Origin of the sequence: Dactylosporangium vinaceum, assembly GCF_019904175.1 — a bacterium.
Taxonomy (GTDB): Bacteria; Actinomycetota; Actinomycetes; order Mycobacteriales; family Micromonosporaceae; genus Dactylosporangium; species Dactylosporangium vinaceum.
Window position 1 is genome coordinate 8,449,875 of record NZ_CP061913.1, and the last position, 25,117, is coordinate 8,474,991.

29 protein-coding genes are annotated in these 25,117 nt (G+C 73.5%); 12 read left to right on the forward strand and 17 right to left on the reverse strand.

Going from position 1 to position 25,117, the window contains the following annotated elements; translation table 11 throughout:
- The first annotated feature begins 178 nt into the window (after window positions 1-178).
- On the forward strand, window positions 179-1,057 hold the full coding sequence (locus tag Dvina_RS37830) for a universal stress protein (RefSeq protein WP_425516479.1): 879 nt from the start codon (window positions 179-181) through the stop codon (window positions 1,055-1,057).
- Here Dvina_RS37830 and Dvina_RS37835 read toward each other — a convergent pair.
- Together Dvina_RS37835 and Dvina_RS37840 are read right to left on the reverse strand one after the other, a co-directional pair.
- Window positions 981-1,952, reverse strand: coding sequence for a universal stress protein (locus tag Dvina_RS37835; RefSeq protein WP_223094394.1), 972 nt, complete (start codon window positions 1,950-1,952; stop codon window positions 981-983). The two genes, Dvina_RS37830 and Dvina_RS37835, sit on opposite strands and share 77 nt — an antisense overlap.
- Complete coding sequence (locus Dvina_RS37840) at window positions 1,949-2,932, reverse strand: Acg family FMN-binding oxidoreductase (RefSeq protein ID WP_223094396.1); 984 nt, start codon at window positions 2,930-2,932, stop codon at window positions 1,949-1,951. The genes Dvina_RS37835 and Dvina_RS37840 overlap by 4 nt, the downstream gene beginning before the upstream one ends.
- Before the next feature lie 192 nt (window positions 2,933-3,124).
- Between Dvina_RS37840 and Dvina_RS37845 the strand changes: the two genes are divergently transcribed.
- The gene (locus tag Dvina_RS37845) at window positions 3,125-4,024 is read left to right on the forward strand and encodes a universal stress protein (RefSeq protein ID WP_223094398.1); all 900 of its coding nucleotides are present in this window, start codon (window positions 3,125-3,127) and stop codon (window positions 4,022-4,024) included.
- Between the two features lie 48 nt (window positions 4,025-4,072).
- Here the strand turns inward: Dvina_RS37845 and Dvina_RS37850 are convergent, their stop codons facing one another.
- From Dvina_RS37850 to hypF, 12 genes are all read right to left on the reverse strand, one after another.
- Window positions 4,073-4,279, reverse strand: coding sequence for a DUF1918 domain-containing protein (locus Dvina_RS37850; RefSeq protein ID WP_223094400.1), 207 nt, complete (start codon window positions 4,277-4,279; stop codon window positions 4,073-4,075).
- A 166-nt stretch (window positions 4,280-4,445) separates the two neighbouring features.
- Complete coding sequence (locus tag Dvina_RS55390; RefSeq protein ID WP_281428185.1) at window positions 4,446-4,577, reverse strand: hypothetical protein; 132 nt, start codon at window positions 4,575-4,577, stop codon at window positions 4,446-4,448.
- 111 nt (window positions 4,578-4,688) lie between these two features.
- Window positions 4,689-5,207, reverse strand: coding sequence for a hydrogenase maturation protease (locus Dvina_RS37855; protein ID WP_223094402.1), 519 nt, complete (start codon window positions 5,205-5,207; stop codon window positions 4,689-4,691).
- Entirely contained in the window at window positions 5,204-6,505 is a 1,302-nt protein-coding gene (locus tag Dvina_RS37860; RefSeq protein ID WP_223094404.1) for a Ni/Fe hydrogenase subunit alpha, read from the reverse strand. Before Dvina_RS37860 ends, Dvina_RS37855 begins: the two co-directional genes overlap by 4 nt.
- Window positions 6,502-7,275: an NADH-quinone oxidoreductase subunit B family protein gene (locus tag Dvina_RS37865; RefSeq protein ID WP_223094406.1), complete on the reverse strand. Its 774-nt coding sequence runs from the start codon at window positions 7,273-7,275 to the stop codon at window positions 6,502-6,504. Before Dvina_RS37865 ends, Dvina_RS37860 begins: the two co-directional genes overlap by 4 nt.
- Window positions 7,275-8,090, reverse strand: a complete 816-nt coding sequence (locus Dvina_RS37870) for an FAD/NAD(P)-binding protein (protein ID WP_246655585.1) — start codon at window positions 8,088-8,090, stop codon at window positions 7,275-7,277. Before Dvina_RS37870 ends, Dvina_RS37865 begins: the two co-directional genes overlap by 1 nt.
- Entirely contained in the window at window positions 8,087-8,548 is a 462-nt protein-coding gene (locus Dvina_RS37875; RefSeq protein ID WP_223094408.1) for a Crp/Fnr family transcriptional regulator, read from the reverse strand. Before Dvina_RS37875 ends, Dvina_RS37870 begins: the two co-directional genes overlap by 4 nt.
- Window positions 8,545-9,657 (reverse strand): 4Fe-4S dicluster domain-containing protein, encoded by a 1,113-nt coding sequence (locus Dvina_RS37880; protein ID WP_223094410.1) that lies wholly within the window; start codon window positions 9,655-9,657, stop codon window positions 8,545-8,547. The genes Dvina_RS37875 and Dvina_RS37880 overlap by 4 nt, the downstream gene beginning before the upstream one ends.
- Before the next feature lie 97 nt (window positions 9,658-9,754).
- Complete coding sequence (gene hypE / locus Dvina_RS37885; RefSeq protein WP_246655586.1) at window positions 9,755-10,810, reverse strand: hydrogenase expression/formation protein HypE; 1,056 nt, start codon at window positions 10,808-10,810, stop codon at window positions 9,755-9,757.
- Window positions 10,807-11,922 carry a hydrogenase formation protein HypD gene (gene hypD / locus Dvina_RS37890; protein ID WP_223094412.1) on the reverse strand — a complete coding sequence of 372 codons (1,116 nt, stop codon included), beginning with the start codon at window positions 11,920-11,922 and terminating at the stop codon, window positions 10,807-10,809. Before hypD ends, hypE begins: the two co-directional genes overlap by 4 nt.
- Window positions 11,919-12,179, reverse strand: coding sequence for a HypC/HybG/HupF family hydrogenase formation chaperone (locus tag Dvina_RS37895; RefSeq protein ID WP_223094414.1), 261 nt, complete (start codon window positions 12,177-12,179; stop codon window positions 11,919-11,921). The genes hypD and Dvina_RS37895 overlap by 4 nt, the downstream gene beginning before the upstream one ends.
- 5 nt (window positions 12,180-12,184) lie before the next feature.
- Window positions 12,185-14,533 carry a carbamoyltransferase HypF gene (gene hypF, locus Dvina_RS37900; RefSeq protein WP_223094416.1) on the reverse strand — a complete coding sequence of 783 codons (2,349 nt, stop codon included), beginning with the start codon at window positions 14,531-14,533 and terminating at the stop codon, window positions 12,185-12,187.
- Window positions 14,534-14,747: 214 nt separating this feature from the next.
- Here hypF and Dvina_RS37905 point away from each other — a divergent pair, with 214 nt between their 5' ends.
- Window positions 14,748-15,122, forward strand: coding sequence for a hypothetical protein (locus Dvina_RS37905; RefSeq protein ID WP_223094418.1), 375 nt, complete (start codon window positions 14,748-14,750; stop codon window positions 15,120-15,122).
- Between the two features lie 60 nt (window positions 15,123-15,182).
- Window positions 15,183-15,836, forward strand: coding sequence for a hypothetical protein (locus Dvina_RS37910; protein WP_246655587.1), 654 nt, complete (start codon window positions 15,183-15,185; stop codon window positions 15,834-15,836).
- On the opposite strand, the gene Dvina_RS37915 is transcribed toward Dvina_RS37910, so the two are convergent.
- Together Dvina_RS37915 and Dvina_RS37920 are read right to left on the reverse strand one after the other, a co-directional pair.
- Window positions 15,757-16,638 carry a cytochrome c biogenesis CcdA family protein gene (locus tag Dvina_RS37915; RefSeq protein ID WP_223094422.1) on the reverse strand — a complete coding sequence of 294 codons (882 nt, stop codon included), beginning with the start codon at window positions 16,636-16,638 and terminating at the stop codon, window positions 15,757-15,759. The genes Dvina_RS37910 and Dvina_RS37915 overlap by 80 nt on opposite strands.
- A 33-nt stretch (window positions 16,639-16,671) precedes the next feature.
- The gene (locus tag Dvina_RS37920; RefSeq protein ID WP_223094424.1) at window positions 16,672-17,187 is read right to left on the reverse strand and encodes a TlpA family protein disulfide reductase; all 516 of its coding nucleotides are present in this window, start codon (window positions 17,185-17,187) and stop codon (window positions 16,672-16,674) included.
- A gap of 261 nt (window positions 17,188-17,448) precedes the next feature.
- Here Dvina_RS37920 and Dvina_RS37925 point away from each other — a divergent pair, with 261 nt between their 5' ends.
- The 5 genes from Dvina_RS37925 (at window position 17,449) to Dvina_RS37945 (ending at window position 21,930) form a co-directional block, all read left to right on the forward strand.
- Window positions 17,449-17,802, forward strand: coding sequence for a YciI family protein (locus Dvina_RS37925; protein WP_246656634.1), 354 nt, complete (start codon window positions 17,449-17,451; stop codon window positions 17,800-17,802).
- 17 nt (window positions 17,803-17,819) lie between these two features.
- Window positions 17,820-19,028, forward strand: a complete 1,209-nt coding sequence (locus tag Dvina_RS37930) for an RNA polymerase sigma factor (RefSeq protein ID WP_223094428.1) — start codon at window positions 17,820-17,822, stop codon at window positions 19,026-19,028.
- Window positions 19,029-19,275: 247 nt separating this feature from the next.
- Window positions 19,276-20,448 carry a hypothetical protein gene (locus Dvina_RS37935; RefSeq protein ID WP_223094430.1) on the forward strand — a complete coding sequence of 391 codons (1,173 nt, stop codon included), beginning with the start codon at window positions 19,276-19,278 and terminating at the stop codon, window positions 20,446-20,448.
- 121 nt (window positions 20,449-20,569) lie between these two features.
- A complete protein-coding gene (locus Dvina_RS37940; protein ID WP_223094432.1) occupies window positions 20,570-21,445 on the forward strand; it encodes an MEDS domain-containing protein in 876 nt (291 codons plus the stop codon).
- Entirely contained in the window at window positions 21,442-21,930 is a 489-nt protein-coding gene (locus tag Dvina_RS37945; RefSeq protein WP_223094434.1) for an ATP-binding protein, read from the forward strand. Before Dvina_RS37940 ends, Dvina_RS37945 begins: the two co-directional genes overlap by 4 nt.
- Before the next feature lie 67 nt (window positions 21,931-21,997).
- On the opposite strand, the gene Dvina_RS37950 is transcribed toward Dvina_RS37945, so the two are convergent.
- A complete protein-coding gene (locus tag Dvina_RS37950; RefSeq protein ID WP_223094436.1) occupies window positions 21,998-22,798 on the reverse strand; it encodes a MarR family winged helix-turn-helix transcriptional regulator in 801 nt (266 codons plus the stop codon).
- Between the two features lie 88 nt (window positions 22,799-22,886).
- Here Dvina_RS37950 and Dvina_RS37955 point away from each other — a divergent pair, with 88 nt between their 5' ends.
- From Dvina_RS37955 to Dvina_RS37965, 3 genes are read left to right on the forward strand one after another with little or no spacing between them, the layout of a single operon-like run.
- Window positions 22,887-23,645 (forward strand): type 1 glutamine amidotransferase domain-containing protein, encoded by a 759-nt coding sequence (locus Dvina_RS37955; RefSeq protein ID WP_223094439.1) that lies wholly within the window; start codon window positions 22,887-22,889, stop codon window positions 23,643-23,645.
- Between the two features lie 23 nt (window positions 23,646-23,668).
- Entirely contained in the window at window positions 23,669-24,280 is a 612-nt protein-coding gene (locus Dvina_RS37960) for an NADPH-dependent F420 reductase (protein WP_223094441.1), read from the forward strand.
- On the forward strand, window positions 24,280-24,885 hold the full coding sequence (locus Dvina_RS37965; protein WP_246656635.1) for a TMEM175 family protein: 606 nt from the start codon (window positions 24,280-24,282) through the stop codon (window positions 24,883-24,885). The genes Dvina_RS37960 and Dvina_RS37965 overlap by 1 nt, the downstream gene beginning before the upstream one ends.
- Window positions 24,886-25,117: the final 232 nt, after the last annotated feature.

The following is a 25,117-nucleotide window of genomic DNA, read 5'->3' on the forward strand; positions in this document are numbered from 1 at the left end:
CGAGGTCGTCAGGATTGCGTCCGTGCATGCCCCGGCGCATCGGCCGCCGCTGTGTGCGCGGCGGCGCGACGAGGCGGTCATCGCCGCCGAATGCCGCGCCGCCGGCGAGGCGTAACCGCATCAGCACCGGGTAGCTCGCCGCGACATGGAGCCCGCGCGGCAGCGAGGGGGTTTGCGGGTGAACAGCGATCCGACGGTCGTGGTGGGTGTCGACGGCTCGCCGTCGAGCCTTGCGGCGGTGGCGTGGGCGGCGGCCGACGCTGCGCGGCGCCGGTGCCGGTTGGAGGTGGTGCACGCGTACATCTGGCCGACCGTGTATGCGCCAGTGCCCGGCCCGGTGCTCTCACCCTACGAAGACGGTGTGCGCGAAGCGGCCGAGCGAGCACTCACCGACGCCGCGGAGCACGCCCGAACGGTGTCGCCGGGGCTCGCGGTGCGCACGGACCTGCGGCTGCAGGGGCCGTCGGCGGCGCTCGTCGAGGCTTCCCGGCATGCGGTGACGGTAGTGGTCGGCAACCGCGGCCACGGCGGCTTCACGAGCCTGCTGCTCGGCTCTGTGGGTGCCGCGCTCGCCGCCCATGCGGCCTGCCCGGTCGTCATCGTCCGGCATGACGTCCGTCCGCTCAGCGCGGAGGCGGGCCGGGTTCTCGTCGGTGTCGACGGCTCCCACGATGCCGAACTGGCCCTGCGGTTCGCGTTCGAGCAGGCGTCGTACCGCGGGGTCGGGCTGACTGCGGCGCTTGCCTATCAGTGGCCGGCGTCAAGCGGGCCGGGTGACATGTTGCCGCTGCCGTACGACCAGGACGATCTGCGGGAGGACGAGCAGCGGGCGCTGGCCGAGTCGATGGCCGGGTGGGCGGGAAGGTACCCGGACGTCGACGTGCGGCACACCCCCGTCCAGGGTCGGCCCGCCGCGGTCCTGACCGCGCTGTCGGCGGGCGCGGAGCTGCTCGTCGTCGGCAGCCGCGGTCGTGGCGGCTTCACCGGTCTGCTGCTGGGGTCGGTGAGCCAGGCGGCCATCCGTCACGCTGCCTGCCCAGTCGCTGTGGTCCGGTAGCAGCGGTGTGCGCCGCCGTGACGGGGGCCGTGGACGCCGGCTGCCGGCGGATGATGAGCACGGGGCAGTCGGCGCGGTGCAGCAGCCGCAGCCCGACCGATCCCAGCAGCAGCCCGGCGAATCCGCCGTGACCACGGCTGCCGACGACGACGAGCCGCGCCCGCCGCGACCTGTCGCACAGCACGTCGGCCGCGTCGCCGGCGACGCCGTGGACTTCCCATGGCACCTGCGGATGCCGCTGTCCCGCCGCCGCCACGTGGGCGGTCGCCGCTTCCCCGAGCGTCCGGCGGGTCTCGGCAGTGTCGTACAGCAGCGGCGGCAGACCGACGGCCGGCGGCCCGATCGGCGTCTCGATCGCCCGGACCGCGACCACGTCGCAGTCCCAGCGGGCCGCCTCGATGAAGGCCGACTCCAGCGCGGCATCGGCGGACGGCGACCCGTCGACGCCGACGAGCACGCCACCGGACGGGTCCGCTCTGCCCCGCACGACCACGACCGGGCAGGTCGCGTGGGTGGCGACCTGCTGGGCGACCGAGCCGAGTACCGCGCCGACGGCCTGGTGCCGGCCGCGGGTGCCGACCACGAGCAGCTCCGCGGCGTGTCCGGCGCGGAGCAGGACCTCGGCGGGGTGCCCCAGCGCAGCCTCCGCAGTGACGTCGAGGCCCGCCGCGGCGGCCGCGGCCGCGCGAGCCGCGTCGGCCGCGAGCATCTCGGCCAGCTGCTGGGCGGTCTCGGCCAGGTCGCCGCGCGGCGCGAACACCGCCGGCACCTGCCAGTGGTAGGCGAGCACGACCCGCAGCGACGCACCCCGCCGATGGGCGGCGAGCGCGGCCCATCGCACCGCCTCCAGCGACGGCGTCCCACCGTCCACACCGACCACGACCTGACGGCTCATGACACGTCCTCACCGGCGTCCGGTGCCTCGGTGACGGGCTCAGCGGCGGGCCGGCGCAGGCTCGCCGGCGGCTCGGCCGTCGGCGCCACACCGAACCGCAGCACCAGCTGTGGTTGGCCGGGTGGCTGCAACAGGCTGCGGACCAGCACGCGGGCGCCGGGGATCTCGATGACGTCACTCATCGGCGAGCCCGTCAAGCCCTGCGCGGTCGCGGTCAGCCAGACCGCGCTCACCGCCTCACCGGCGACCAGCCAGTCCACCGGCTCGTCACCGGCGGTGGCCACCACCATGTAGACCGCGCCGGCGTCATCACCATCGCCGGGCGGCAACGCGGCTTCGCCGCCGAGGCCGAAGTCCCGCACCGGTACCGGCCGGGCGGCAGGCCCGGCCACCGTACCGGGTGGTACGCCGTCGCGGGCGTCCGCTCCGCGGTGCGTCCACCGGTGCAGCTCCGCGGCGGCCCGCGCGTCGTGCGCGCCGACCGTCTGCGCGCCCCGGGCGGCATAGCCCAGGTACACCACGTCCTGGTGCGGCAGCTGGTGCAGCCGCGCACCCTCGGACGCAGCGGCTGCCCGCAACCGGGACAGCACCTCGCCAGGCACCGGCACGCCGGCGGCGAACAACCGTCGGTCGGTGTGCCGCAGCTGCATGCTGCGGCACGTGTCGAGGCTCTCCGGTGTCGCGGGCCGCGCCCGGCAGTCGTGGATCCTGGCCAGCAGCGCCGGCCGGGCCCGGTCCGGGAGCCGGTCGACGGCCGGTTCGTATCCGGCGGCCGCGAGGGCGACCCGGGCGTGATGCAGCGCCGCGCCACAGCTGATGGTCATCAGCCGCCCGTGGCGGTCGACGTCCGGCAACCGCCGGTCCAGGTCGGCGTAGAGGTCGAGGACATCGTCGTGCACCTGCCAGCGCCACGGCTGGCTGTTGAGGACCGATGGGGCCAGCCCGGCGTCCCGCGCCGCCTGGTGCAGCACCGTGCTCATCGCGCAGTCCTCCTCAGCTCGGCTCGACGCGTGATGGGTTCCCGCGTGGGCTGCGCTGCCCGGCCGGTCGCGTTTCACGCCCGGCGCGGGACGAAATCACCTCGGCGTTCCCGCAATACGGTTTGCCGCACAACCGGATGCCGGACGCACGATGGACTGGGAACAGCGCCGCAACGGCACAGGGGGTGTGCGATGGCGTACAGGTACGGGCCGGTCGTCGTCGGTGTCGACGGATCACCGGACAGTATCGGTGCCCTGCGGTGGTCCGCCGACGCCGCGTGCCGCTGGAACCGGACCCTCATCGTCGTCACCGCGGTCAGCCACGACGACGACGAGGGCGAAGCGATCGCGGTCCGGGCCGCAGCCGAGGCCCGCCGGTGGCGGGTCGGGATCGAGACCACCGGCCGCGTGCGACGCGGCGAACCGATCGACGTCCTACGCGGTTACGCCGAAGACGCCCGGCTCGTCGTCGTCGGCGGCCGCGGCGCAGGCGGTGGCGGCGGCAGACCCCTCGGGACCGTCAGCGCGGCCCTCGGCGCCCGTGCCGATGCACCCGTGCTGATCGTCCACAACGGGAGCCGTTGGGCGGCAGCTGATGCAACCATGCCCCGGCACGGCCCGGTCGTCACCGGCTTCGACGGCTCCGACTCCGCCCGGCGCGCGCTGCGGACCGCCTTCGAGGAGGCAGCGTCACGCTGCGGCCGCCTGGTGATCCTGCAGGCGTGGCCGCACCCGGGCCTGTGGCGGCCCGGAGATCAGCGCGGCGTCGACCTCCGCGCCGAGGAGACCGCCGTCCACCAGGCGTTGCGCGAGGCGGCAGCGCCCTGGTGCCGGGAGCATCCACTGCTGGAAGTCGAGGTCCGCGGCGAGCCGGGCGATCCCGTCCCGGCCCTCGCCGCCGCGTCGCAATGGGCGTCGCTGCTGGTCGTCGGCACGCGCTGCCCGGCTGACCGGGTGCAACCGACGAGCCCCTCCGTGGCCGCTCAGATCCTGCAGCACGCTGTCTGCCCGGTCCTCGTCGCGCACGGCCCCTGCCATGCCGCCTCGCAGCACTCGGCGCCGGCCGCGGCGGGCCGCGGATCGACGCCGTGATGCCGGCGGACCGGACGCTGTGCGTCGCCGATCATCGGCCGGTGCTCGTCAGCGCGGCGGCCGGCTGCTGTGTGCCGGCTCGATCCGGCAGTCGGACCCGGGGAACAGCAGCGCCTCATGCTCGGTGTCGAGCCAGCGCACGACATATGGTGGTGTGCCGTCCTCGTGCCGCAGCGCCGTCACGACCCCGATGCGTTGATGGTCGCTGACCCGCCGGCCCTCTTCGATGATGCGGTCGCCGATGTGCGCTTTCATGTCTGGCCGCCTTCCGTGTCTACTGTGGCTACCGGGTAGGCCGGAGATTCGTCTTCGGGCATCCCGGCGATCACGCTGCCCCGCATGTCACGGCCTATTCGCCGGCCGCCGGAACTCCACCTGTCGCACCACCCGAGACCTCCGCCGCGCCACGGCGTCCGGTTGTTCAGGTGGGTGCCAGGCCGACCTCGCGCAGCGCCTCGCGGGCCAGTTCGGCGGCGCGTCGCTGCGCTGGGGTGATCGGCTGTTGCAGCAGCAGCAGGACCGCGGTCGCCAGGGCCTCGATACGTCGTTCCATGCACGCTGTTCGCAGTGCGGTGTCGCGGGTGTCAGTGGTCGGCGCCGGTGGCGCCGGAGTGGTGGTCGGCATCGTCGTCGCGCCTCGCTTCCCGATCTCGCGGGTTGCTCCTCATCCCCACTGTCCACGCCCTGACGGTGGTCGTTCAGGGTCTTTGGTCCCGCTCGCCCGGACCGCCGCCCGCGCTTCGGCGGTGACCTGCTCGGCGACCAGGCCGGCGGCCGCCTCGACAGCGGGCGACAGGTGCGTGCCGAAGCCCGTGTCGGCTGCTTCCACGGCGTACACGACCAGCCGTTCGGGAAGTCTCCCCAGCGCGGCGGCCAGGGCGATCGCTTCGCCGGGGTCGGTGGCGTGGGTGCTCGTGGCTGTGCGGTGGTCGGTCTGCAGCCATGGGACGACAAGCCGGTGGATGCGGCCCGGATGCGACGGGTCCGCGGTGATGGCGTCGATGAGGACGGCGAGGCGGCGACGCTGCCACAGCAGGATGAGTGCGCCCGCTTCGCCGTCGCTCTCGGCGAGTGTCGCTCCGGGCAGGCCGGCGGCGCGCAGGCGGTGGATGACGGCGGAGCCGACGCCGTCGTCGCGCCGGTACGGGTTGCCGACGCCGATGATCACCACGTCGGGTCTCATCGGCGCCGCACCCTGAGGTCGAGGAAATGGGTGGCACAGGAGATGCACGGGTCGTAGTTGCGGATGGCGTGTTCACAGGCGGCGGTCAGCCCTGCGTCGTCCAGGTCGAGGCGGTCCTGGACGAGGCGGCGCAGGTCGTCCTCGATCGCCGGCTGGTTCTGCGAGGTCGGTGGGACGATCCTGGCGGTGCGGACGGCACCGTCGGCGTCGAGTTCGTAGCGGTGGAACAGCACACCGCGCGGGGCTTCGGTCGCGCCGTAGCCGGTCGCGGCGCGCGCCGGCACCGGCACGCCGGCCGGCGTCGGCGGCTCGTAGGCGTCGATGATGCGTAGGGCCTCGTCGACGGCGTAGACGAGCTCGACGGCGCGGACGATGATGCTGCGGAACGGGTTGTCGCATCGCCCGTGCAGACCGGCCGCTTCGGCGGCGCCCCGGGCCACCGATGACAGTGCCGTGTGGTTGAGCGCGTACCGGGCGAGCGGACCGGTGAGGTACCGGCCGGCGCCGGCCAGGGCCGCGTGCAGCGCCGTCGAATGCGGCGCCTGCGTCTCCACGATGTGCGACTCGAAGTCGCCGACCGCGAACGCGCGGCCGGTCGACGTGCGAGGCTCGCCGCGGTCGATCGGATACCGGCCCGGATCGGTAAGCGCAAGCAGGGTGTGATCGGTGGTGAAGTCGGGGAAGTCGAACCCGGCGACCCACTCGACGGTGGCCAGGGCGTGCTCGAGCGCGGGACGCAGTGTGTCGCGGGCCAAAGCCTGCAGATCGGCCGGTGCCGGGGCGCGGTGGAACCCGCCGACGCGGACGTTGACCGGGTGGATGGCGCGGCCGCCGACGAGCTCGAGGATGGCGTTGCCGGCCTGTTTGAGCGCCAGGCCGCGTTCGACGGCGGTGCGGTGGTCCCGGGCCATCTCGACCACGCCGGGGTAGCCGAGGAAGTCCGGGGCGTGCAGCAGGTAGACGTGCAGGGCGTGGCTGGCGATCCATTCGCCGCAGTACAGCAACCGCCGGAGCTCGCCGATCGCGGCGCCGACGTCGACGCCGCAGGCGTCCTCGATCGCCGCGCAGGCGCTCATCTGGTAGGCGACGGGGCAGATGCCGCAGATGCGGGCGGTGATGTCGGGTGGTTCGGTGTGGCCGCGTCCGGCGAGGAACGCCTCGAAGAACCGGGGCGGCTCGTAGATGCGCAGCTGCACGCCGGTGACCGTGCCGCCGTCGACGCGCACGTGCAGTGCCCCTTCGCCCTCCACCCGGGCGAGGGCCGAGACGTGCAACGCGCGGTCGTGGCGGTGGCTCACGGCCGCTGCCCCTGTTCGGCGGCGGCCTGGAACTCCGGGCGGGCGACGTGGAAGGTACGGAAGACCCGCCCGACGTCCTGCGGTGACATGCCGTGGGCGCGCAGCGACCCGACGAGGGCGTCGGTGTTGGGTTCGGCCATCGGGCCGAAGCAGCCGTAGCAGCCACGGCTGTATGCGGGGCAGATGGCGCCGCACCCGGCCCGGGTGACCGGTCCGAGGCAGGGGGTGCCGTCGGCGACGGTGATGCATGTGGTGCCGCGGACCTTGCACTCCTGGCAGACGCTGTGCACCGGCAGGCCGGGGCGGCGCTCGGCGAGGACGGCGGCCAGCACCCCGATGAGCTGCCGGCGGTCGATGGGGCAGCCGGGCAGTTCCAGATCGACGCGGACGTGCGCCGAGATCGGCGTGGACTGTTCGAGGGTGTCGATGTACTCCGGTCGGGCGTAGACAAGCGACCGGAACGCTGCCACGTCGGCGAAGTTGCGCAGGGCCTGCACGCCGCCGGCGTTGGCGCACGCGCCGATCGTGACGAGCATCCGCGACTGCTGCCGGATGTCCTGGATGCGCGCGACGTCGGCGTCGGTGGTGACCGAGCCTTCCACCAGTGACACGTCGTAAGGGCCGGGCGCGTCCGCGCTGGAGGCCTCCAGGAAATGGGAGATGTCGAACCGCCGGGCGAGCGGCAGCAGTTCGTCTTCGCAGTCCAGCAGGGTGAGCTGGCAGCCGTCGCAGGAGGCGAACTTCCACACTGCCAAAGTCGGTCGGTCCATCACAGCTCCCTGATCGCCAGCAGCGGCAGCGCACGGTCGCAGCGGGCGACCGGCCCGTCCCGGCACAGCAGCAGCGGCCCGAGCTGGCAATGTCCGCAGTGCCCGGTCCCACAGTGCATGTTGCGTTCCAACGACAGCCACACCCGGTCCGGGGCAACGCCACGCCGGAGGAGGTCGCGGGCGGCGAACCGCATCATCACCTCCGGCCCGCACAGGTAGCCGGCGGTCCGGGCCGGGTCGGTGCGCAGGCCGTCGTAGAGTGCGGTGACCACGCCGACGCGGCCTGTCCAGTCGGCGGCGGCACGGTCAACAGTCGCGAGCACGTCAATATCCGCGGCGCGCCAGGTGTCGTACTCGTCGGGATAGAGCAGCCCGTCGGGGGTTCGGGCGCCGATGAGGACCGCGACCCGGCGGTAGCGTGCGCGGTCGGCGGCGGCGTAGCGGATCAGCGGCCGCAGCGGTGCCAGGCCCAGCCCGCCGGCCACCACGACGAGATCGGCGCCGACCCGGGCCGGCAGTGGCCAGCCCTGCCCGTACGGGCCGCGGACGCCGAGCATCCGACCGGGCTGCAAGGCGTGCAGCGCTGCGCTTGTCGCGCCGACGGCCCGAACCGTGTGCAGGAGGCCGGCCGGGCCGTACCGGCCGGAAACCGAGATCGGCACCTCACCGACGCCGAACGCGTACAGCATCGCGAACTGGCCGGGACGGAACACCGGCAGCGGCCGGTCAACCGGTTCCAGGGCGAGGGTGACGGTGTCGGCGGTCTCGGCAAACCGATCCATGACCCGGTACCGGGCCGGGGTCATCGTGCTCATGCCGGTTCGCGGTACAGGTCCAGCAGCCGCATCCGGGTGGCCTGCATGCGGTCCACGACAACGGCCGTGAACCGCCGGGTCAGCTCGTAGCCGAAGGCCGGATCGGCATCGCACAATCCCCGCACGCCCGGCCCGGCCAGGGCGATGGCCAGGACCGGACCGAGGGTGACCGCGCCGAAATGCCACCGGTACGGCGGGAACAGCCAGGACCAGCCCTGCACCGAGCCGGGGCCGAGGGTCTCGACGATGACGTCGCCACGGCCGGGCAGCCTGGTGTCGAGGTTCACGTACCCGTCACGGATGAGCCACCAGCGGTCGGCCCGGCCGTGCTCCTCGAAGACCCTCGTGCCGGCCGGCAACGGGACCCGGCGGGCCCAGTGCGACAGCCGTTCCACGTACGCCGGCGGCAACCCGGTCAGGAACGGGTGCGCCACCATCAGGTCGTAGGTGCTGCTCATGGCGGGCCTCCCGAGCCGGTTGGCGGGTGGGTGTGCAGGGCCTGCAGCTCGGCTGTGACATCGATGCCGACCGGGCACCAGGCGATGCACCGGCCGCGGCCGACGCACCCGGATTCGCCGAACTGGTCGTGCCAGGTGCCGAACTTATGGGTGATCCACTGCCGGTAGCGGGCGTCGCGGGACCGGCGGACAGGCCCGCCGTGCAGGTGGCTGAAGTCCAGGTCGAAGCACGACTCCCAGGTCTGCCAGCGTTCGGCGTGATCGCCGGTCAGGTCGGTGGTGTCGCTGACGGAGGTGCAGAAGCAGGTCGGGCACACCATGGTGCAGTTACCGCAGGCCAGGCAGCGGTCGGCGACATCGCCCCACTGCCGGTCCTCGCGGTGCGCGGCCAGCAGGGTGCGCAGGTCGGTGTCGGGCAGCGTGCGGCCCATCCGGTCCGCGGCGGCGCGCACCGCGCCCGCGGCGGCGCCGACATCGCCCGGCGTCGCCGTCGTGGACGGCACCTGGCCCAGCAGGGTCTCGCCGGTCGGGGTGCCGGCGGTGGCGAGGTAGGCGCCGTCCCGTCGTTCGGTGAGCACGATGTCGTAGCCGGCGTCCGCCGCGGGGCTGCCGCCCACGGACACGCAGAAGCAGGCCCCGCCCGGCTCGGTGCAGTTGACCGCCACGATGAACAGATCGCTGCGGCGGGCGGCGTACCGGTTGCCATCGCCGAGGACCTGGTCGAGCACGCCGATGGCGCGCAGGTCGCAGGGCCGCACCCCGACGAGCGCCAGCCGGCGCGGCGCCGGCGGGTCGTCGGTCATGGCGAAGTCGTCGCCGGTGCGGGTAGCTGTCCACAGCAGGTCCCGGGCCGGGTGCAGGACCTGCTTCCACGACTGCGGGCCGGAGGTGTGGGTGAACGCCAGCCGCGCGTCACCGGCGTGCAAACGGTAGGTGCCTGCCTCGACCTCGGTCTGCCGCCCGTAGGGCAGTTGTGCCGCTTCATCGATCTCGGCCAGGACGATCGCTTCGTTGCGGACGGTCGGGCCGACGATGGTGCGACCGTCGCCGTGCAAGACCCTGAACAGGGCCTGCAGGTCCGGCAGCAGCACCGGGTGCTCGTCGCTCATCGCGGCCCTCCAGGGGTTGAGCTCGTGCAGTCATGACAACGCCGACGCCGTACGCCGGCCGGGGCGGTTCGGCCCGGCCCTGCGCCGGTCGGCGGCGTCAGCAGATGCGGGGCAGTTGCTCACCGACGAGCGGGTCCACGATCCGGCGACCACCGACGACCGTGCGCAGCACCACCCGACCGGGATGCTCCGCCACCACCCGCCCGACCGCGACCGTGTGCTGACCTTCGACGGTCGACCGCATAGCGGCGAGGAGGCCATCGGCCGCGTCCGCCGCCACGATCGCCGCCAGACAGCCCTCGCCGGCCACGTGCAGCGGGTCCAGGCCGAGCAGGTCGCACGCCGCGGCGACGGGCCCCGGCACGGGCAGCGTCACCTCGTCGATCTCGACGCCCACCCGTGAGGCGACGGCGATCTCGTTGAGTGCCGATGCGACGCCGCCGCGGGTCGGGTCCCGCATCGTGTGCACCGCCGGACCCGCCGTGGCGATCATCGCGACGACGAGCCGGTGCAGGGCCCGGGTGTCCGAGACGATGGCCGAGTCGAACCCCAGGGCTTCGCGGGCGCCGATGATGGCGGTGCCGTGCGCGGCGATCGGCCCGGACAGCAGCACCACGTCCCCGGGGCGGGCGGCGGCTGCGGACACGGCGGCGCCGGGCAGCCGGCGGCCCACGCCGGTGGTGGTCACGAACAGACCGTCGGCGCCGCCGCGCCCGACGACCTTCGTGTCGCCCGTGACGATCCGCGTGCCGGCGGCCTCGGCGGCCGTGGCGGCGGAGGTACAGATCCGAGACAGGTCGGCGACGGGGACGCCTTCCTCGATGACGAAGGCCAACGCGAGCGCGACGGGCGCGGCGCCCATCATCGCCAGGTCGTTGATCGTGCCGTGCACGGCCAGAGTGCCGATGTCGCCGCCGGGGAAGAACAGCGGATCGACCACGTACGCGTCGGTGCTCAACGCGAGGTGGGCGCCGTCGACGCTGAGCAGTGCGGCGTCTTCCGGTACCGCACCGGCCGGGCCGAAGGCGGGGAGGATCACGTCGTGCAGGAGTTCGGCGGACAGTCGGCCGCCGCTGCCGTGCCCGAGGAGCACCGTGCCGGGTCCGGGCCGCGGCGGCGGACACGTCATCCGGGCCGGGTCGGCGACGCTCATCGTGGCCGCCCTTCGCCGGCGTGCAGCGGGGTGCGGCCGGCGGTGTAGAACGCAGCGCAGGTGCCTTCCGTGGACACCATCGGCGCGCCGAGCGGAGAACGGGGTGTGCACTGCCGGGCGTAGGCGGGGCAGGCGGTCGGCACCGCCGTGCCGCGCAGAATGTCCCCGGCGATGCACGCCGGGTGCTCCTGGGCGGCGGGCTCGGTGATCCGGAACCGGCGTTCGGCGTCGTAGGCGGCGAACTCGTCGGTCAGCATCAGGCCGCTGGCGGCGATGGTGCCGATCCCGCGCCAGGCCCGGTCACCGATGCGGAACACCCGCCGGATGGCGTCCTGCGCCGCGGTGTTGCCCGAGCGGCGCACCGCGCGGGCGTACTGGTTCTCGATCTCGGCTCGACCGTCCTGCAGCTGCCGTACGGCCATCAGCACTCCTTCGAGCAGGTCGAGCGGTTCGAAGCCGGTCACCACGATCGGCACCCCGTACGTCGCGGCGATCGGTTCATACTCGGTCCAGCCCATGACGGCACACACGTGCCCGGCCGCCAGGAATGCCTGCACCTGGCAGTCCGGCGCGTCGAGGATCGCCGTCATCGCCGGCGGCACCAGCACGTGGCTGACCAGCATGGAGAAGTTCGTCAGCCCGAGCTGGTGCGCGCGCAGTACCGCCATGGCGTTGGCCGGGGCGGTGGTCTCGAACCCGACGGCGAAGAACACCACGTCACGGTCGGGCCGATCGGCGGCGATGTGGACGGCGTCGAGCGGCGAGTACACCACCCGGACGTCGCTGCCGTGGGCCCGCACCGTGAGCAGGTCGGTGTCGCTGCCAGGAACGCGCAGCATGTCGCCGTAGGAGGTGAACACGACCCGGTCCCGACCGGCGATATCGAGGGCCTTGTCGATGAGCTCGAGCGGGGTGACGCAGACCGGGCAGCCGGGACCGTGGATCATCCGTAGCCCGGCGGCCAGCAGCTCGTCGATGCCTTGGCGCACGATGGTGTGGGTCTGCCCGCCGCAGACCTCCATCACCGTCCACGGCCGGCGGGCGGTGCGCCGGATCTGTTCCAGCAGCTGCCGGGCGAGGACGGGGTCGCGGTATTCGGCGAGGTACTTCACGCGCCTGCCTCCGGGGTGAGCTCGCGTTCCAGGAGATCTCCCATCGCCTGCAGCAGCTGCAGGGTCCGCAGGGCCTCGGCCTCGTCCAGCCGGCTGATCGCGAACCCGACGTGGACCACGACGTACTCCCCGATCCGGACGTCCGGGACGTAGGCAAGGCAGACCTGCCGTTGCACGCCGCCGAAGTCGACGGTGCCCATCGTCAGGCCGCTGCTGTCGTCGACGGCGCTCACCCGCCCGGGCACACCGAGACACATGGGAGTCACCCGTCCTGCAGCTGGGCGGCTGCGACGGCCGCCTGCCCGTAGCTGATCCCGCCGTCGTTGGCCGGGATCTGTTCGTTGACCAGCGGAGTGAGACCGGCGGCGGACAGCCCGGCGATGAGCGCCTCGATGAGGAGTTGGTTCTGCATGACGCCGCCGGACAGGCAGACGGTCGATGTTCCGTGCTCGGCGGCGGCGTCGCTGCACACGGCGACGGTCATCGCGGCGATCGTGGCGTGGAACGCGGCGGCGAGCAGCCCGACGGCGGCCTCGTCCCGCAGCGCCTCCAGCAACGTCAGCAGGGTCGGCACCGGGTCGTACACCACCAGGTCGTCGCGGGTGGCGAGCCGCCACGGCAGCGGCGCCGCACCGGTGTGCCCGGCCGCGAGGGCTTCGAGGGCGGCAGCGGCCTCACCCTCGTAGCCGGCGTCGTCGCGGACCCGGAGCAGTGCGGCGACGGCGTCGAAGAGCCGACCGGCGCTGGACGCCTGCGGGCAGTTGACGCCCGCGGCGACCATCCGGCGCACCGTCGCAACCTCGAGCGGTGGCAGCCGCGCAAGGAACGGCCCGGCCAACCGCCCGGCGCGTGCGAGGGAGGTGTCGTCGAACGCTTCTGCGCCGAAGAGGTAGCCCAGCGCCATGCGGGCCGGCCGGCGCACGGCAGCCGCCCCGCCGGGCAACGGTGCCCGGCCGAATCGGGCCAGCCGCCGGTAGGAGCGCAGGTCGGCCAGCAGCACCTCGCCGCCCCACAGGGTGCCGTCGTCGCCGAGACCGAGCCCGTCGTAGGCGACGCCGAGATAGCGGCCGGTGATCCCGTGCTCCGCGGCGCACGACGCGACGTGCGCGTGATGGTGCTGCACACCGACCCGGCGTACCGAAACCGTCTGGGCGTACTGCGTCGACAGGTAACCGGGGTGCAGATCGTGCACGACCACGGCCGGCTCGACGCCGGTGACCCGCGTCAGGTGCGCCAGGTGGTCGGTGAACGCCGTCATCGTCTCCTGCTGCTGCAGGTCGCCGGTGTGCGGGCCGACGATCGCGGTGCTGCCGCGGGCCAGGGTGAAGGTGTGCTTGAGCTGCGCGCCGACGGCAAGCAGCGGCTCGGGCGCGGCGATCGGCAGGCCGAGTGGGGCCGGGGCGTAGCCGCGGGCCCGGCGCACCAGCGACGGCCGGCCGGCCACGACGCGGGCCACCGAGTCGTCGTACCGCGCCCGGATCACCCGGTCGTGGCCGAGGAATCCGTCCGCGACCCCGGCCAGCCGGTCCACGGCCTCGGCGTCGTCGACCGCGATCGGCTCGTCGGCGACGTTGCCGCTGGTGGCCACCAACGGCCGGTCCAGATCGTGCAGCAGGAGGTGGTGCAGCGGCGCGGCGGGCAGCAACAACCCCAGCGTGTCGGCCCCGGGTGTCACTGTTGCGGCGAGCAGACGGTCAGGGCGGGCAGTCAGCAGGACGACCGGTCGGGGCACGGACGCCAGCAGGGCCGCCTCCGCCGGGCCGACGGGTGCCAGGCGGCCCGCGGCGGTCAGGTCGGCCACCATCACGGCAAATGGTTTCACCGGACGTTGCTTGCGGGCCCGGAGCCGGGCGACGACCGCCTCGTCGGTGGCGTCACACACGAGCTGGTACCCGCCGACGCCTTTGACCGCGACGATCCCGCCGTCACGCAGCAGCGCAACAGCAGCCTGCAGGGCCGGCTCGCCACCCTCGGCGCCGTGACCGCCGGCCGGTCGCCAGGTCAGCTCCGGACCGCAGGCCGGGCAGGCGATCGGTTCGGCGTGGAAACGCCGGTCGGCCGGGTCGCGATACTCCGCAGTGCAGGCGCGGCACATGGCGAAGCGGCGCATGGACGTGACGGCCCGGTCGTACGGCAGGCCGCCGACGATCGTCGCCCGCGGTCCGCAGTCGGTGCAGTTCACGAACGGATACCGGTACCGGCGGTCGCCCGGGTCGAACAGCTCGGCCACGCAGGCGGCGCAGGTGGCCAGGTCCGGCGGCACCAGGCCCGGTCGGTCGTCGAGGCCGCTACGGGGCTGTTCGGCGGACGCGATGACGTGGAAGCCGCTGCCGTGCATCGGCCCGTCCCCGGCCGGTGCACCGATGCGCACCTGACGGAGGCGGGCCTGGGGTGGAGCGTCGGTGCGCAGCCGGGCCGACAGTCGGCGCATCGCGTCGGCGGATCCGGCCGCCTCGATCACGACGAGGCCACCGTCGTTGCGGACCCAGCCGTCCAGACCCAGTTCCCGGCCGAGGCGATACACGAACGGGCGGAACCCGACGCCCTGCACCGTGCCGCCGACCTCGATGCGCCGCGCCACCCGGCGCGCTGCCGCCGCAGTCCCGCGCATCGCGCCTCCAGCCAGCCGGTCACCTCGTGCAGCCCAGTCTCGTCCGGGCCGCTGCCGGTCGGCGGCTGTTTCGGGCCGGGCTCACCCCGCTTTCCCCCGCATCAGCGGCGAGCTCCCGGTCACGCCGGCCTGTCCGACCGCACCGGTGGTTGGTTCCTGTGTGGCGGGGCAGGTACCGGCAGTACCGATCAGCACCGTCCGAGAGGAGCGCACCATGCAGACCCAGCAGCACCCGGCCCGCGACGATCCCGCCCATGGGTTCACCGTCGCAGCGGTCTGCCGGCTCCTCGCCCGAGCCGCCGTCGCCGCCGTCCACGCGCCGTCGGTCCTCAACACCCAACCATGGCGCTGGCGGATCGAACACGACACGGCTCTGCTGTACGCCGACCGCGACCGCCGGTTGCCGACCATCGATCCGGACGGGCGGCTGCTCACCCTCAGTTGCGGTGCCGCCCTGCACCACGCCTGCGTCACCCTCGCCGCCGAGGGCGCCGACTTCGCTGTCGAGCCGCTGCCCACCGACCGCGGCCCCGATGCGATTGCCGTGGTGCATTACCGCGGGCCCGCGCTACCGCCACCACTGGCCTAGCCGCTCGCCGACGCGATCATGGCACGCCGCTCCGACCGGCGACCATTCGCCGCCCGGCCCGTGCCCGACGAAGCGCTCAACCCGCTGCGCAGCGCCGCCGAACGCTGCGGCGCGCACCTGCAGGTCGCCTGGGCCCGGGACCTGGGCGACATGGCGGAGGCCGCCGCTCAAGCCGCCCAAGCCGCGCTGACCGACCCCGCCTACCGCGCGGAGCTCGCCGCCTGGCTCCGCCGACCCGGCGAAGGCCATGACGGCGTGCCCACCGACACGCTCAGCACCGGCGGCCGGCGCAAGGTACCGCTACGCGACTTCACCGCCACCGGCTACCCCAGTGGGCTGCACAGCACCAATGACCTCGACGACCAGCACGCCCGCTACGGCATCATCGTCACCGACGGCGACGGCCCCGGCGACTGGCTGACCGCCGGCGTGGCGCTGTCCGCCGTGCTCCTCACCGCCACCGCCGAGCAGCTGGCCACCTCCACGATGAGCGACCTGGTCGAACACGGCACCGCCCGGCACACCGTCCGCCGGGTCCTCGGCGGCGTCGGCTACCCCGCGATCGGCGTCCGGATCGGCGTCCCGGCCGACGACACGCTGCCGGCCCGCGCTCCCCGCCGACCAGCGGCCGAGGTCATCGAGGTCGTCGCCGATCCGCCGTCTCCCTCTGCCGGGTGCGCCGGCGCGCCCACCAGACGGCCGCCCCGGCGATGAGCAGCACCACGCCGAATCCGGCCGCGACCGTCGGCACGCCCAACCGGGCGACCGCGTCGGCCAGGCTGCCCTGGACCGCGAGCGCGGCACCGACCACCGTGTCGTCGGGTGAGCCGCCGCGTAGTACCCGGACTTCGTACCACCCGTAGTAGGCGACGTAGAGGCCGGCGACCGCCACCACCACCCCGCCCGCCCGGGAGATGAGCGGGGCCAGGCGGCGCATCCGGGCGATCACCGATTCGCGCGCGAGCGCCAGGCTGATGGCGGCGGTACCGACGACCATGCCCATCCCCACCGCGTACCCCACGAACAGCAGCACCGCCGCGCCGAGGGAGCCGGCCCGGAAGGCCGACACCACGATCGCCAGGAACGGCCCGACGGTGCAGCTCAGCGACGCGAGGGCGTAGCCGGCGCCGAAGGCCACCATCGACACCACGGAGCGGGTGACCGCCGGGCCCCGCCCGGCCAGCCAGCCGATGCCGGGCAGATGGCGCCCGGCGAGCAGCCACAGGCCGAGCCCGCTCACCGCCAGGCCGAGCACGATCGTGAACCACGGCAGGTGCTCCTGCACGGTGCCGGCCACCGGCGCCAGGACCAGCCCGAACAGTCCGAACACCGCGACGAACCCGGTCACGATCCCCGCGGTGCTCGATGCCGCCCGCGCCACCGCGGCCGCTCGCGACCGCTCGCCGTCACCTGTCACGAGCACGGTGAGGTACACCGGCAGCAGTGCGAACCCGCAGGGATTCAGCGCCGCGAGGGTGCCCGCGGCGACCGCGAGCGCGAGCGGCACGTCACCCATGGCGTTCAGGAGGCGTCTCGGCCCGGTGCGCGGTCACCGGCTCTCCAGCAGCGCCGCCACCCTGTCCGGAATTTCGTCCGGCTGCAGCGTGCCGTGGCCGGTCACCCGCCCCGAGGCGTCGATCAGCACGAACGTGCTCTGTGCCGTGATGCCGAAGTGCTTCCACACGACACCCGGCTCGTCCGACAGGTTGGTGATCGACTCGATCTTCGCCAGCCGGACGAACTCCGGCATCGCCTCCGCCTTGTCCAGCCCGGCGACACCGACGACGGCCACCCGGTCACCGAAGCGTTCCGCGGCCGCCCGCACGCCCGGCGCCTGCTGCAGGCACACCGGGCACCAGGGCGCCCAGAACCACAGCACGACCGGCTTGCCGGCGAGCGATCGGCCGTCGAACGCCTTGCCGTCCAGCGTGGTCGCCGAGAAGTCCAGCGGCGCGCTGCTCGCCTTCGGCGCCTGAGCTGCCGGTGTGGTACCGCCCCCACCCGCCCCGCAGCCGCTGACGAACAGGATCCCGACGACGAACAGCAAACCGAGCCGACGCACCATGATGGCCACTCCGTCCGCGCTACAAGGGCGGGCCAAGCATACGACCGGCCCGGAGGACCACACCCTTACAGAACGATGAACGCGGCAGCGCCGATGGGGTTGACACGCCCGCTTCGAGCACCCGGCCGAACGGCAGTTCCGCAGCCGGGCGGCGGGAAAGAATGTCGGCGGGGATGTCGAGAACGACGACGGCGGCTCCGACTGAGGCCCGACGCCCGCGACGCGGGCACGACGAAACGGAGGAAACCCGGCGTGAAGTACATGATCATGATGTTCGGCGGACTCGGCGCCTCACTGGCCGAGCGCAGCCCCGACTGGATCGAGCGGATGCAGGCCGCCATGATGCGGATGGACACCGAGCTGCGCACGTCCGGCGAGGTCGTGGAGAGCCGCCACCTGACCGACCCCACCCAGGCGACCACCGTGCGGTTCGCCGACGGCGCGCCCGCCGCGACCGACGGGCCGTTCGCCGAGATCAAGGAGTCCCTCGCCGGATACTGGATCCTCGACTGCAGCCACGAGCGCGCGCTGCAGATCGCGGCGCAGGTCGTCGCCGTCACCGAGTATCCGATGGAGGTCCGCCGCGTCATGGACGAGCCACCCGCCCAGGACTGAGCCGCCGAGGATTGACGATGACCACAGCGATTGAGGACCTGCTGCGCGGGCTGGCGCCGCAGGTCCTCGGCGTGCTCGTCCGCCGACACGGGCAGTTCGACGCCTGCGAGGACGCAGTACAGGAAGCGCTGCTCGCCGCCGCCGTCCAGTGGCCGGCCGACGGGATACCCGAACGGCCCACGGCGTGGCTGTGCACCGTCGCCGCCCGGGCACTTGTCGACACATGGCGCACCGACAGCGCCCGCCGCCGCCGCGAGGCCGCCGCCGCGGTCGACCCGGCCAACGAGCCACCGGACAATCCGGACGACACCCTCACCGTGCTCCTGCTGTGCTGCCACCCGGTCCTGTCCCCACCGTCACAGCTCGCCCTCACCCTGCGCGCCGTCGGCGGGCTGAGCACCGCGCAGGTCGCCGCGGCGTTCCTGGTCCCGGAGGCGACGATGGCCCAGCGGATCAGCCGCGCCAAGCAACGAGTCCGCGACGCCGGCGCGCGCTTCGCACTGCCCGGCGCCGCCGAGCTGCCCGCCCGGCTCACCGTGGTCGCGCACGTGCTCTACCTGCTGTTCAACGAGGGCTACACCGATCTGCACCGGCCCGACCTGGCCCGGGAGGCGATCCGTCTCGCGCGGCTGCTCCACCGGCTGCGGCCCCGCGACGGCGAAGCCGCCGGGCTGCTCGCCCTGATGCTGCTCACCGACGCCCGCCGCACCGCCCGCACCGACCCCGACGGCATGATCGTGCCGCTCGCCGAGCAGGACCGCCGCCGTTGGGACACCGCGGCGATCGCCGAAGGACAGGCGTTGCTCGCCCGCACCCTGGGCGCCGGGCCCATCGGGCAGTACCAGATCCAGGCCGCCATCGCCGCCGTGCACGACGAAGCACCGACCGCCGCCGACACCGACTGGCCGCAGATCCTCGCGCTCTACGACGTCCTGCACCGCGTCGCCCCCGGTCCGCTCGTCACCCTCAGCCGCGCCGTCGCGGTCGCCGCCGTGCACGGCCCCGTCGCCGGCCTCGCCGAGCTCGGCACCCTCGACCACGACGGCCGCCTCAGCCACACCCACCGCCTCGACGCCGTCCGCGCCCACCTGCTCGAACTGGCCGGCGACCCGGCCGCCGCCCGCGACTGCTACCTGCGCGCCGCGCGGATGACCGCCAGCCTGCCCGAGCGGCGGTACCTCACCCGGCGGGCGGCCCGCCTGCCGGGCCCTCCAGGAGCGATCTGAGCCGAGCCCCTTCGAGGTCGGCAAGACCTGTCCGGGGCGCTCATCGTGAACGTCGCCGCCCGCATCGCGTCCAGGAGTGCGCCGTCGGTGCGTGGCCGACAAGCAGCACACATCGGTCGGAGACCATCCCTATCGGACAAGGTCAAACACGTTGAGCGGCCGGGCGATGGAGGCCCGGCCCACCGCCTGTAACCCCGTTCCGTATCAGCAAGCGCACCCAGTTGTTCCTACGGAAGGGAATCACAGCATGAGACCACCTCTCCTCCCGGCGGCCCTGGCCGCCATCGCGGCCGCCGTCATCGCGGCGCCGTCGGCGGCCGGCGCGGCCGGCACGGGGTCCATGTGGTCGGTGGTGAAGAGCGTCAACGTCACCACCGGTACCTTCGCCCATAACGAGCTGGTGAGCGTGTCCGCGCTGTCCGACACCGACGTGTGGGCGGCCGGGTTCTCCAACACGTCCACCAGCAGCCACAATGACCGGCCCCTGATCGAGCACTGGAACGGCACCGCCTGGACGGTGACCCCGGCCGGCGCCGCCGACATCATGCTCCGCGGCATCAGCGCCGACGCGGCCGACGACGCCTGGGCCGTCGGCGAGTCGTTCGACGGTCAGGCGCTGCTGGCCGAGCACTGGAACGGCGTTGCCTGGAGCAGCGTCGCCCTGCCCGTGCCGCCGGACTCGCTGCGCGCCTCCATCCAGGGCGTGACCGCGCTGTCGCCGGCGAACGCGTGGGCCGTGGGCTGGTACTCGAACAGCTCGCTCAACCTGCCCCTGATCGAGCACTGGAACGGCAGCGCCTGGTCGGTCGTACCCGACGTGCCGCGCCAGGTGGCGGAGTCCAACTTCCTGCACGCCGTCACGGCGGTGTCGGCCGACGACATCTGGGCCGTGGGCGAGTACTTCCAGGGCGGCTCCGCCACGCTGCTGCTGCACTGGAACGGCACGGCCTGGTCGGTGGTCAAACCGGCCCAGCTGGGCACCGGGGAGAGCAACGCGTTCCCGGTCGCGGTATCGGCCGTCGCCGCCGACGACGTCTGGGCCACCGGTCAGCGTTCCCGCACCGGTGACGACGGCGTGACCCGCGCCGAGCCGTACGCCATCCACTGGAACGGCACCCAGTGGACCGAGGTCGGCACGCCACTGCCCACCACGCCCAGCGCGGCGTTCGCCTTCACCGGCGTCGCCGCGGTGTCCGGAAACGATGCATGGGCCGTCGGGATCGACGGCAGCGGCGCCTTCGCCGAGCACTGGGACGGCACCGCCTGGACCCGCGCCGCACTGCCCGCACTCGGCACCGCCGGCAGCGCGCTGTTCGGCGTGGCCAGGAGCGGCCCGTCGAGCCTGTGGGCGGTCGGGGACAACCACCCGAAGAGCGGCCTGAGCACGCAGACGCTCACCCTGCACACGACGCAGGGCTGACCCGGCCCGGGGCGCCGGAGTCGCTCGCCGGCTCCGGCGCCCCGTCCGCGTCGCGGGAATGACACAGGGCCCGGTTGGGTATCGCCTTCTCGCGGGGCAGGAGCGCCAGGAAGGAGTGCCGGTGGGGCAGCCGACGCAGGTCGCAGACATCCAGGCGGGCGGGCACGCCTGCCTGACGTTCAGCGACCCTGACGAGCGTCTCGACCTGCTCGCCGTGTTCGTCGCCGCCGGGCTGGACGAGGGGCAGCGGGTACTCTGTTTTACCGATGCCGTCGCACCGGACGCGTTGACCGATGAGCTCGGCCAGCGCGGGATCGAGGCGGCCGACGCGGTCGGCCGTGGTCAGCTGCGGATCACCGACTGCGCGTCAGCGTGGCTGGGGGTGGACATCGGGACGGCGCAACACATGGGTGAGGTGCTCAGGGTGCAATTGCGAGCCGCCGCTGATGACGGCTATGCCGGTCTGCGGGTCTCCGCCGACATGAGCTGGGCGGTCCGGCCGCATACCGCCGCGCACGAGCTGCTGCGCTTCGAACGCGACGTCGCCGACGGGTACCGCGACGGTGTGGCCGACGGGCGGCTGACCACGCTGTGTGAGTATGACCGCGGCAGCTTCGACCCCGTCACGCTCGCCTTCGCCGCCGACGTGCACAGCCAGGCCGTCGCCGCGCAGGTCTACCACGAGGACCCGCTGCTGCGGATCTGCCGCCAGTACCGCCCGGCCGGCATCCGCGCCGCGGGCGAGCTGGACTCCGGCCACCTGGAGCAGCTGCGTACCGCGCTGGCCGAGACACTGCGCCTGGACGAGCACCCGCACGTGAACCTGCGCCGGGTGCGCTACCTCGACGCCGCCTGCGCCGCGGCGATCATCCAGGCCGCCCACGAACTTCCCGCCGCCCGGACCATGCACGTGTCGTGCGGGACGCTGCCCGCCACGGTCCTGCGCCTGGCGGGCGCGGTTGACGTTCCCGGCCTGCGGGTACGCGTGACGCCGTGACCGCGCCCGAACCACCCCGGCCGAGCACCGGGCCGTCGTCGGCGAACGCCGCGGACACCGAGCGGGCGCCGGCACCGACGGTGGAGCTCGAGCAGCCGTTCGCCGTCGGCGACCTGTACACCGTGCGCGCCGCGGTCAGCGCCCACACCGACGCGGCCGGCCTGCCGCAGCCCACCATCGACGCGCTGCTCATCATCGTCGGTGAACTGACCGGCAACGTCCTGCGCCACGGCGGCGGCGCCGGCCGGTTGACCGTGTGGCGCACCGGCAGCGACATCATCTGCCAGGTCAGCGACCACGGCCCGGGCATCACCGACCCCGACAACGCCGGCCGCACCCCGGTGCCGATCACCGCCCTCGGCGGCCGCGGCCTGTGGATCGTCCGGCAGCTCGCCCGTCACCTCGACATCGTCACCACCCCGCACGGCACCACCATCACGGCCACCATCCCGCTCGATCAGCCGGCAGCCGATACGGCGGACTGACGGCCGATCCGCGGGCTCACCGCGTGCTTGGCGCTCAGCAGGGGCCGCTCCGGTCGGGGATCCGCGGTCAGCGGTCGGCGGTGGCGATCGTCAGGGCCACCTCACGGTCGCCCCGGAGCAGGCGCAGCGTCGCCGTGGCGCGCGCGGCCGCGAGGGCGGCGTGCAGCGACGCTCCATCGCGGGTCGGCCGGTCGTCGACGGCGACCAGCAGATCGCCGGCGGCGACGCCGGCGAGCGCCGCGGCGGTGCCCGGCGACACCTCGAGGACCAGCAGTCCGGCCACGTCGGAGAGGCCCACGGCGGCCCGCCGGGCCCGGGCGAGCGGGGCCGGCTCGAGCAGCAGGCCGAGTGGCCGGGCCGCGTCGACGGTGTCGCGCTCGAGCGACGTCAGCAGCCGGCGCAGGAGGCCGGCGAGCTGGTCGCGTTCGCCGTCGTCGAGGGCGGAGAGCAGGCGGTCCTCGTTGCGCAGGTGCACGGGGGCGACGTCCTCGAAGAGGCGATGGCCCTGTTCGGTGAGGCCGATGAAGGTGACCCGGGCATCACGCTCGTCGCGCTCGCGCGCGACGATGCCCTTGTTGACCAGGCGGTCGATGCGCACGCTGACGGTGCCCGACGTCAGCCCGAGCCGGGTCATGAGCCGGGCCTGCGGCAGCCGGAAGGGCTCGCCGCAGCGGCGCAGGGTGACGATGACCTCGAAGTCGGCCGGGGTGAGGTCGTAGCGGTCGAACACGGCGGCCAGCTCGGTGTCGAGCCGGGCCCGCAGCCGGCCGATCCGGGTGACGATGCCGACCGGCCGCACATCGAGGTCGGGACGCTCGACCTTCCACCCGTCGATGATCTCGTCGACGGAGTCCCGCTCACCAGCCATGACGCAAGCGTAAATCAGTACCGCTCGACGGGAATGCTTGAATTCAAAGTTTGTTACATGCACTATCAGCGCGAACCCGAGGAGCATCATGATCAGCAATGGCGACAGCCACCACATGCGCACCGATCAGATCGGCACCCGACGCAAGCACGTCGTCATCGTCGTGGCGAACCCGGCGACCAACCAGCACGGATGGCCTGTCGGGTTCTGGGCGGCCGAGCTCACCCACCCCTACTACGAGCTGACCGAGCGCGGCATCGACGTGACGATCGCGAGCCCGGACGGCGGCCGCGTCGAACCGGACGCGCTGTCGGACCCCCGCGACCCGAGCCGCTGGTCGGCTGAGGACCTGATCTCCATGGGCTTCCTCAACACACCCGAGCTGGCCGCCAAGCTCGCCGACACGCCCGCGGTCGCCGACCTCGACCTCGACCGGTGCGACGCGCTGCTGGTCGCCGGCGGCCAGTCGCCGATGTTCACCTACCGGGGCCACGCGGGCCTGGCCGGGGCGATCCGGACCGTGTACGAGGCCGAGAAGCCGGTGGCCGCCTACTGCCACGGCCTGGCCGCCCTGGTCGACCTGCGGCTCTCCTCGGGCGAGTACCTCGTGGACGGGCTGACGGTGACCGGCTTCAGCGACGTCGAGGAGGAGTACGGCAACGCCGCCACCGGCGTCGAGATCATGCCCTGGCGGCTGGAGCCGGCCCTGCGCGAACGCGGCGCGAACTACGTCTCGGCCGGCCTGTTCAAACCGTTCGCCGTCCGGGACGGCCGGCTCGTCACGGGCCAGCAGCAGTACTCGGGCCGGCGCGTGGCCCACCTCATCATCGACATGCTCGGCGTCTGAGACCCGCCACCAGGAGGCACCGCATGGATCTGCTCGTCATCGGCGCCGGCCCGGTCGGCCGCGCCCTCGCCCGCCCGTGGTCCGCGGCCGGACACGCCGTGAGCGTCGCCGTCCGCGACCCCGACGATCGCAAGCACGACGCCTACCGCGCCGAGCACCGCCTCGTCGGCACCGGCGAGCTGCCCCCGGCCGACGCCGTCGCGATCGCCGTACCAGGGGCGCAGCTGCCCGCCCTGCTGGAGGCCAACGGCCCGCAGCTCGACGGCCGCCTCGTCATCGACGCGACGAACACGCCCGGCGGCGCGCGCATGCATCAGCTGCCGCTCCTCGCCCAGCGGCTGCCCAGCGCACGGCTCTTCCGCACCTTCACCATCACCGGCTGGGAGAACTTCGTCGCCGACGTCGCCGGCGAACGGCCCGACATGCTCTATGCCGGGCCGGACGGCGACGATCGCGCCACGGTCGAGCGCCTCATCACCGACGTGGGGCCACGGCCGTTGTGGCTCGGTGACGGACCGGCCGCCGCCGACGCCCTCGACGGGCTCACCCGGGTCTGGTTCGCCCTTGCGATGGGCCGCGGTCACGGCCGGCACCTCGCATTCCGGGTCCTGGCCCCGCAGCCGAAGCCCGCGTGATGCAGCCGGAGCGGCTGAGGACCCTCGCCGACGGCATCTTCGCGATCGCCCTGACGCTGCTGGTGCTCGAACTGCCGGTACCCCTGCACAGCACCGACCTGGGGCACGACCTGCTGCCGCAGTGGCCGTTCTACGCCGCCTACGTCGTCTCCTTCGTCACCCTGGGGATCGTCTGGATGAACTACCACGCCCTGCTCGACGGGGTCGGCACCGTCGACCGGGCACTTGTCGAACTGAACCTCCTCCTGCTGCTCTTCGTCGCGGTCGTGCCCTGGCCGACGGGCCTGCTCGCCGAGTACCTCCGCGAGCCGGACGGCCAGAGCAGCGCCGCCGCGATCACGTACGGCGCGGTCATGACCGCGATGTCCGGCACGTTCACCCTCATCTGGATACGGCTCGCCCGGGCCCGGGACCTGCTGCACCCACGGGCCCGGACCCGCCTGCGCGGCGCGCTGCGACGCTCCGCCGTCGGCCCGGCCGCCTACGCCGCGAGCACCGTCATCGCGGTGTTCAACGCGACGACGGCCTTCGTGCTGTTCGCGGCGGTCGCCGTGTACTTCGCCCTGTCCGCCCGGCGCCGCCCGACCGAGCCCGCACCTGGGTGAGCGTCCGGATCGCCCGGCCCGAGCCGCGGCCGCACCGGAGGTCTCCGGTGCGGCCGCGTAACTTTCATCGGTGGCGAGCAGGATCGGACGGCTCCCCGGGGCCCGGCCCCGCGGGCCGGACGGCAGGCCGCGGTGGCGCGAGCGCCGCCCGCCCGGCGAGTGCGCGCGGCACGCTCGCGACCTTCATTGACGCTCATTGTTGTTAGCGCTAACATCGCCAGCCAGTCATCAC

Bases quoted from the DNA above. Each gene is read 5' to 3' on its own strand.
- Dvina_RS37835 (WP_223094394.1), bottom strand. From the start codon at position 1,952: ATGAGCCGTCAGGTCGTGGTCGGTGTGGACGGTGGGACGCCGTCGCTG.
- Dvina_RS37840 (WP_223094396.1), bottom strand. From the start codon at position 2,932: ATGAGCACGGTGCTGCACCAGGCGGCGCGGGACGCCGGGCTGGCCCCA.
- Dvina_RS37845 (WP_223094398.1), top strand. From the start codon at position 3,125: ATGGCGTACAGGTACGGGCCGGTCGTCGTCGGTGTCGACGGATCACCG.
- Dvina_RS37850 (WP_223094400.1), bottom strand. From the start codon at position 4,279: ATGAAAGCGCACATCGGCGACCGCATCATCGAAGAGGGCCGGCGGGTC.
- Dvina_RS55390 (WP_281428185.1), bottom strand. From the start codon at position 4,577: ATGGAACGACGTATCGAGGCCCTGGCGACCGCGGTCCTGCTGCTGCTG.
- Dvina_RS37855 (WP_223094402.1), bottom strand. From the start codon at position 5,207: ATGAGACCCGACGTGGTGATCATCGGCGTCGGCAACCCGTACCGGCGC.
- Dvina_RS37865 (WP_223094406.1), bottom strand. From the start codon at position 7,275: ATGGACCGACCGACTTTGGCAGTGTGGAAGTTCGCCTCCTGCGACGGC.
- Dvina_RS37870 (WP_246655585.1), bottom strand. From the start codon at position 8,090: ATGAGCACGATGACCCCGGCCCGGTACCGGGTCATGGATCGGTTTGCC.
- Dvina_RS37875 (WP_223094408.1), bottom strand. From the start codon at position 8,548: ATGAGCAGCACCTACGACCTGATGGTGGCGCACCCGTTCCTGACCGGG.
- Dvina_RS37880 (WP_223094410.1), bottom strand. From the start codon at position 9,657: ATGAGCGACGAGCACCCGGTGCTGCTGCCGGACCTGCAGGCCCTGTTC.
- hypE (WP_246655586.1), bottom strand. From the start codon at position 10,810: ATGAGCGTCGCCGACCCGGCCCGGATGACGTGTCCGCCGCCGCGGCCC.
- Dvina_RS37895 (WP_223094414.1), bottom strand. From the start codon at position 12,179: ATGTGTCTCGGTGTGCCCGGGCGGGTGAGCGCCGTCGACGACAGCAGC.
- hypF (WP_223094416.1), bottom strand. From the start codon at position 14,533: ATGCGCGGGACTGCGGCGGCAGCGCGCCGGGTGGCGCGGCGCATCGAG.
- Dvina_RS37905 (WP_223094418.1), top strand. From the start codon at position 14,748: ATGCAGACCCAGCAGCACCCGGCCCGCGACGATCCCGCCCATGGGTTC.
- Dvina_RS37915 (WP_223094422.1), bottom strand. From the start codon at position 16,638: ATGGGTGACGTGCCGCTCGCGCTCGCGGTCGCCGCGGGCACCCTCGCG.
- Dvina_RS37920 (WP_223094424.1), bottom strand. From the start codon at position 17,187: ATGGTGCGTCGGCTCGGTTTGCTGTTCGTCGTCGGGATCCTGTTCGTC.
- Dvina_RS37925 (WP_246656634.1), top strand. From the start codon at position 17,449: ATGATCATGATGTTCGGCGGACTCGGCGCCTCACTGGCCGAGCGCAGC.
- Dvina_RS37930 (WP_223094428.1), top strand. From the start codon at position 17,820: ATGACCACAGCGATTGAGGACCTGCTGCGCGGGCTGGCGCCGCAGGTC.
- Dvina_RS37935 (WP_223094430.1), top strand. From the start codon at position 19,276: ATGAGACCACCTCTCCTCCCGGCGGCCCTGGCCGCCATCGCGGCCGCC.
- Dvina_RS37950 (WP_223094436.1), bottom strand. From the start codon at position 22,798: ATGGCTGGTGAGCGGGACTCCGTCGACGAGATCATCGACGGGTGGAAG.
- Dvina_RS37955 (WP_223094439.1), top strand. From the start codon at position 22,887: ATGATCAGCAATGGCGACAGCCACCACATGCGCACCGATCAGATCGGC.
- Dvina_RS37960 (WP_223094441.1), top strand. From the start codon at position 23,669: ATGGATCTGCTCGTCATCGGCGCCGGCCCGGTCGGCCGCGCCCTCGCC.
- Dvina_RS37965 (WP_246656635.1), top strand. From the start codon at position 24,280: ATGCAGCCGGAGCGGCTGAGGACCCTCGCCGACGGCATCTTCGCGATC.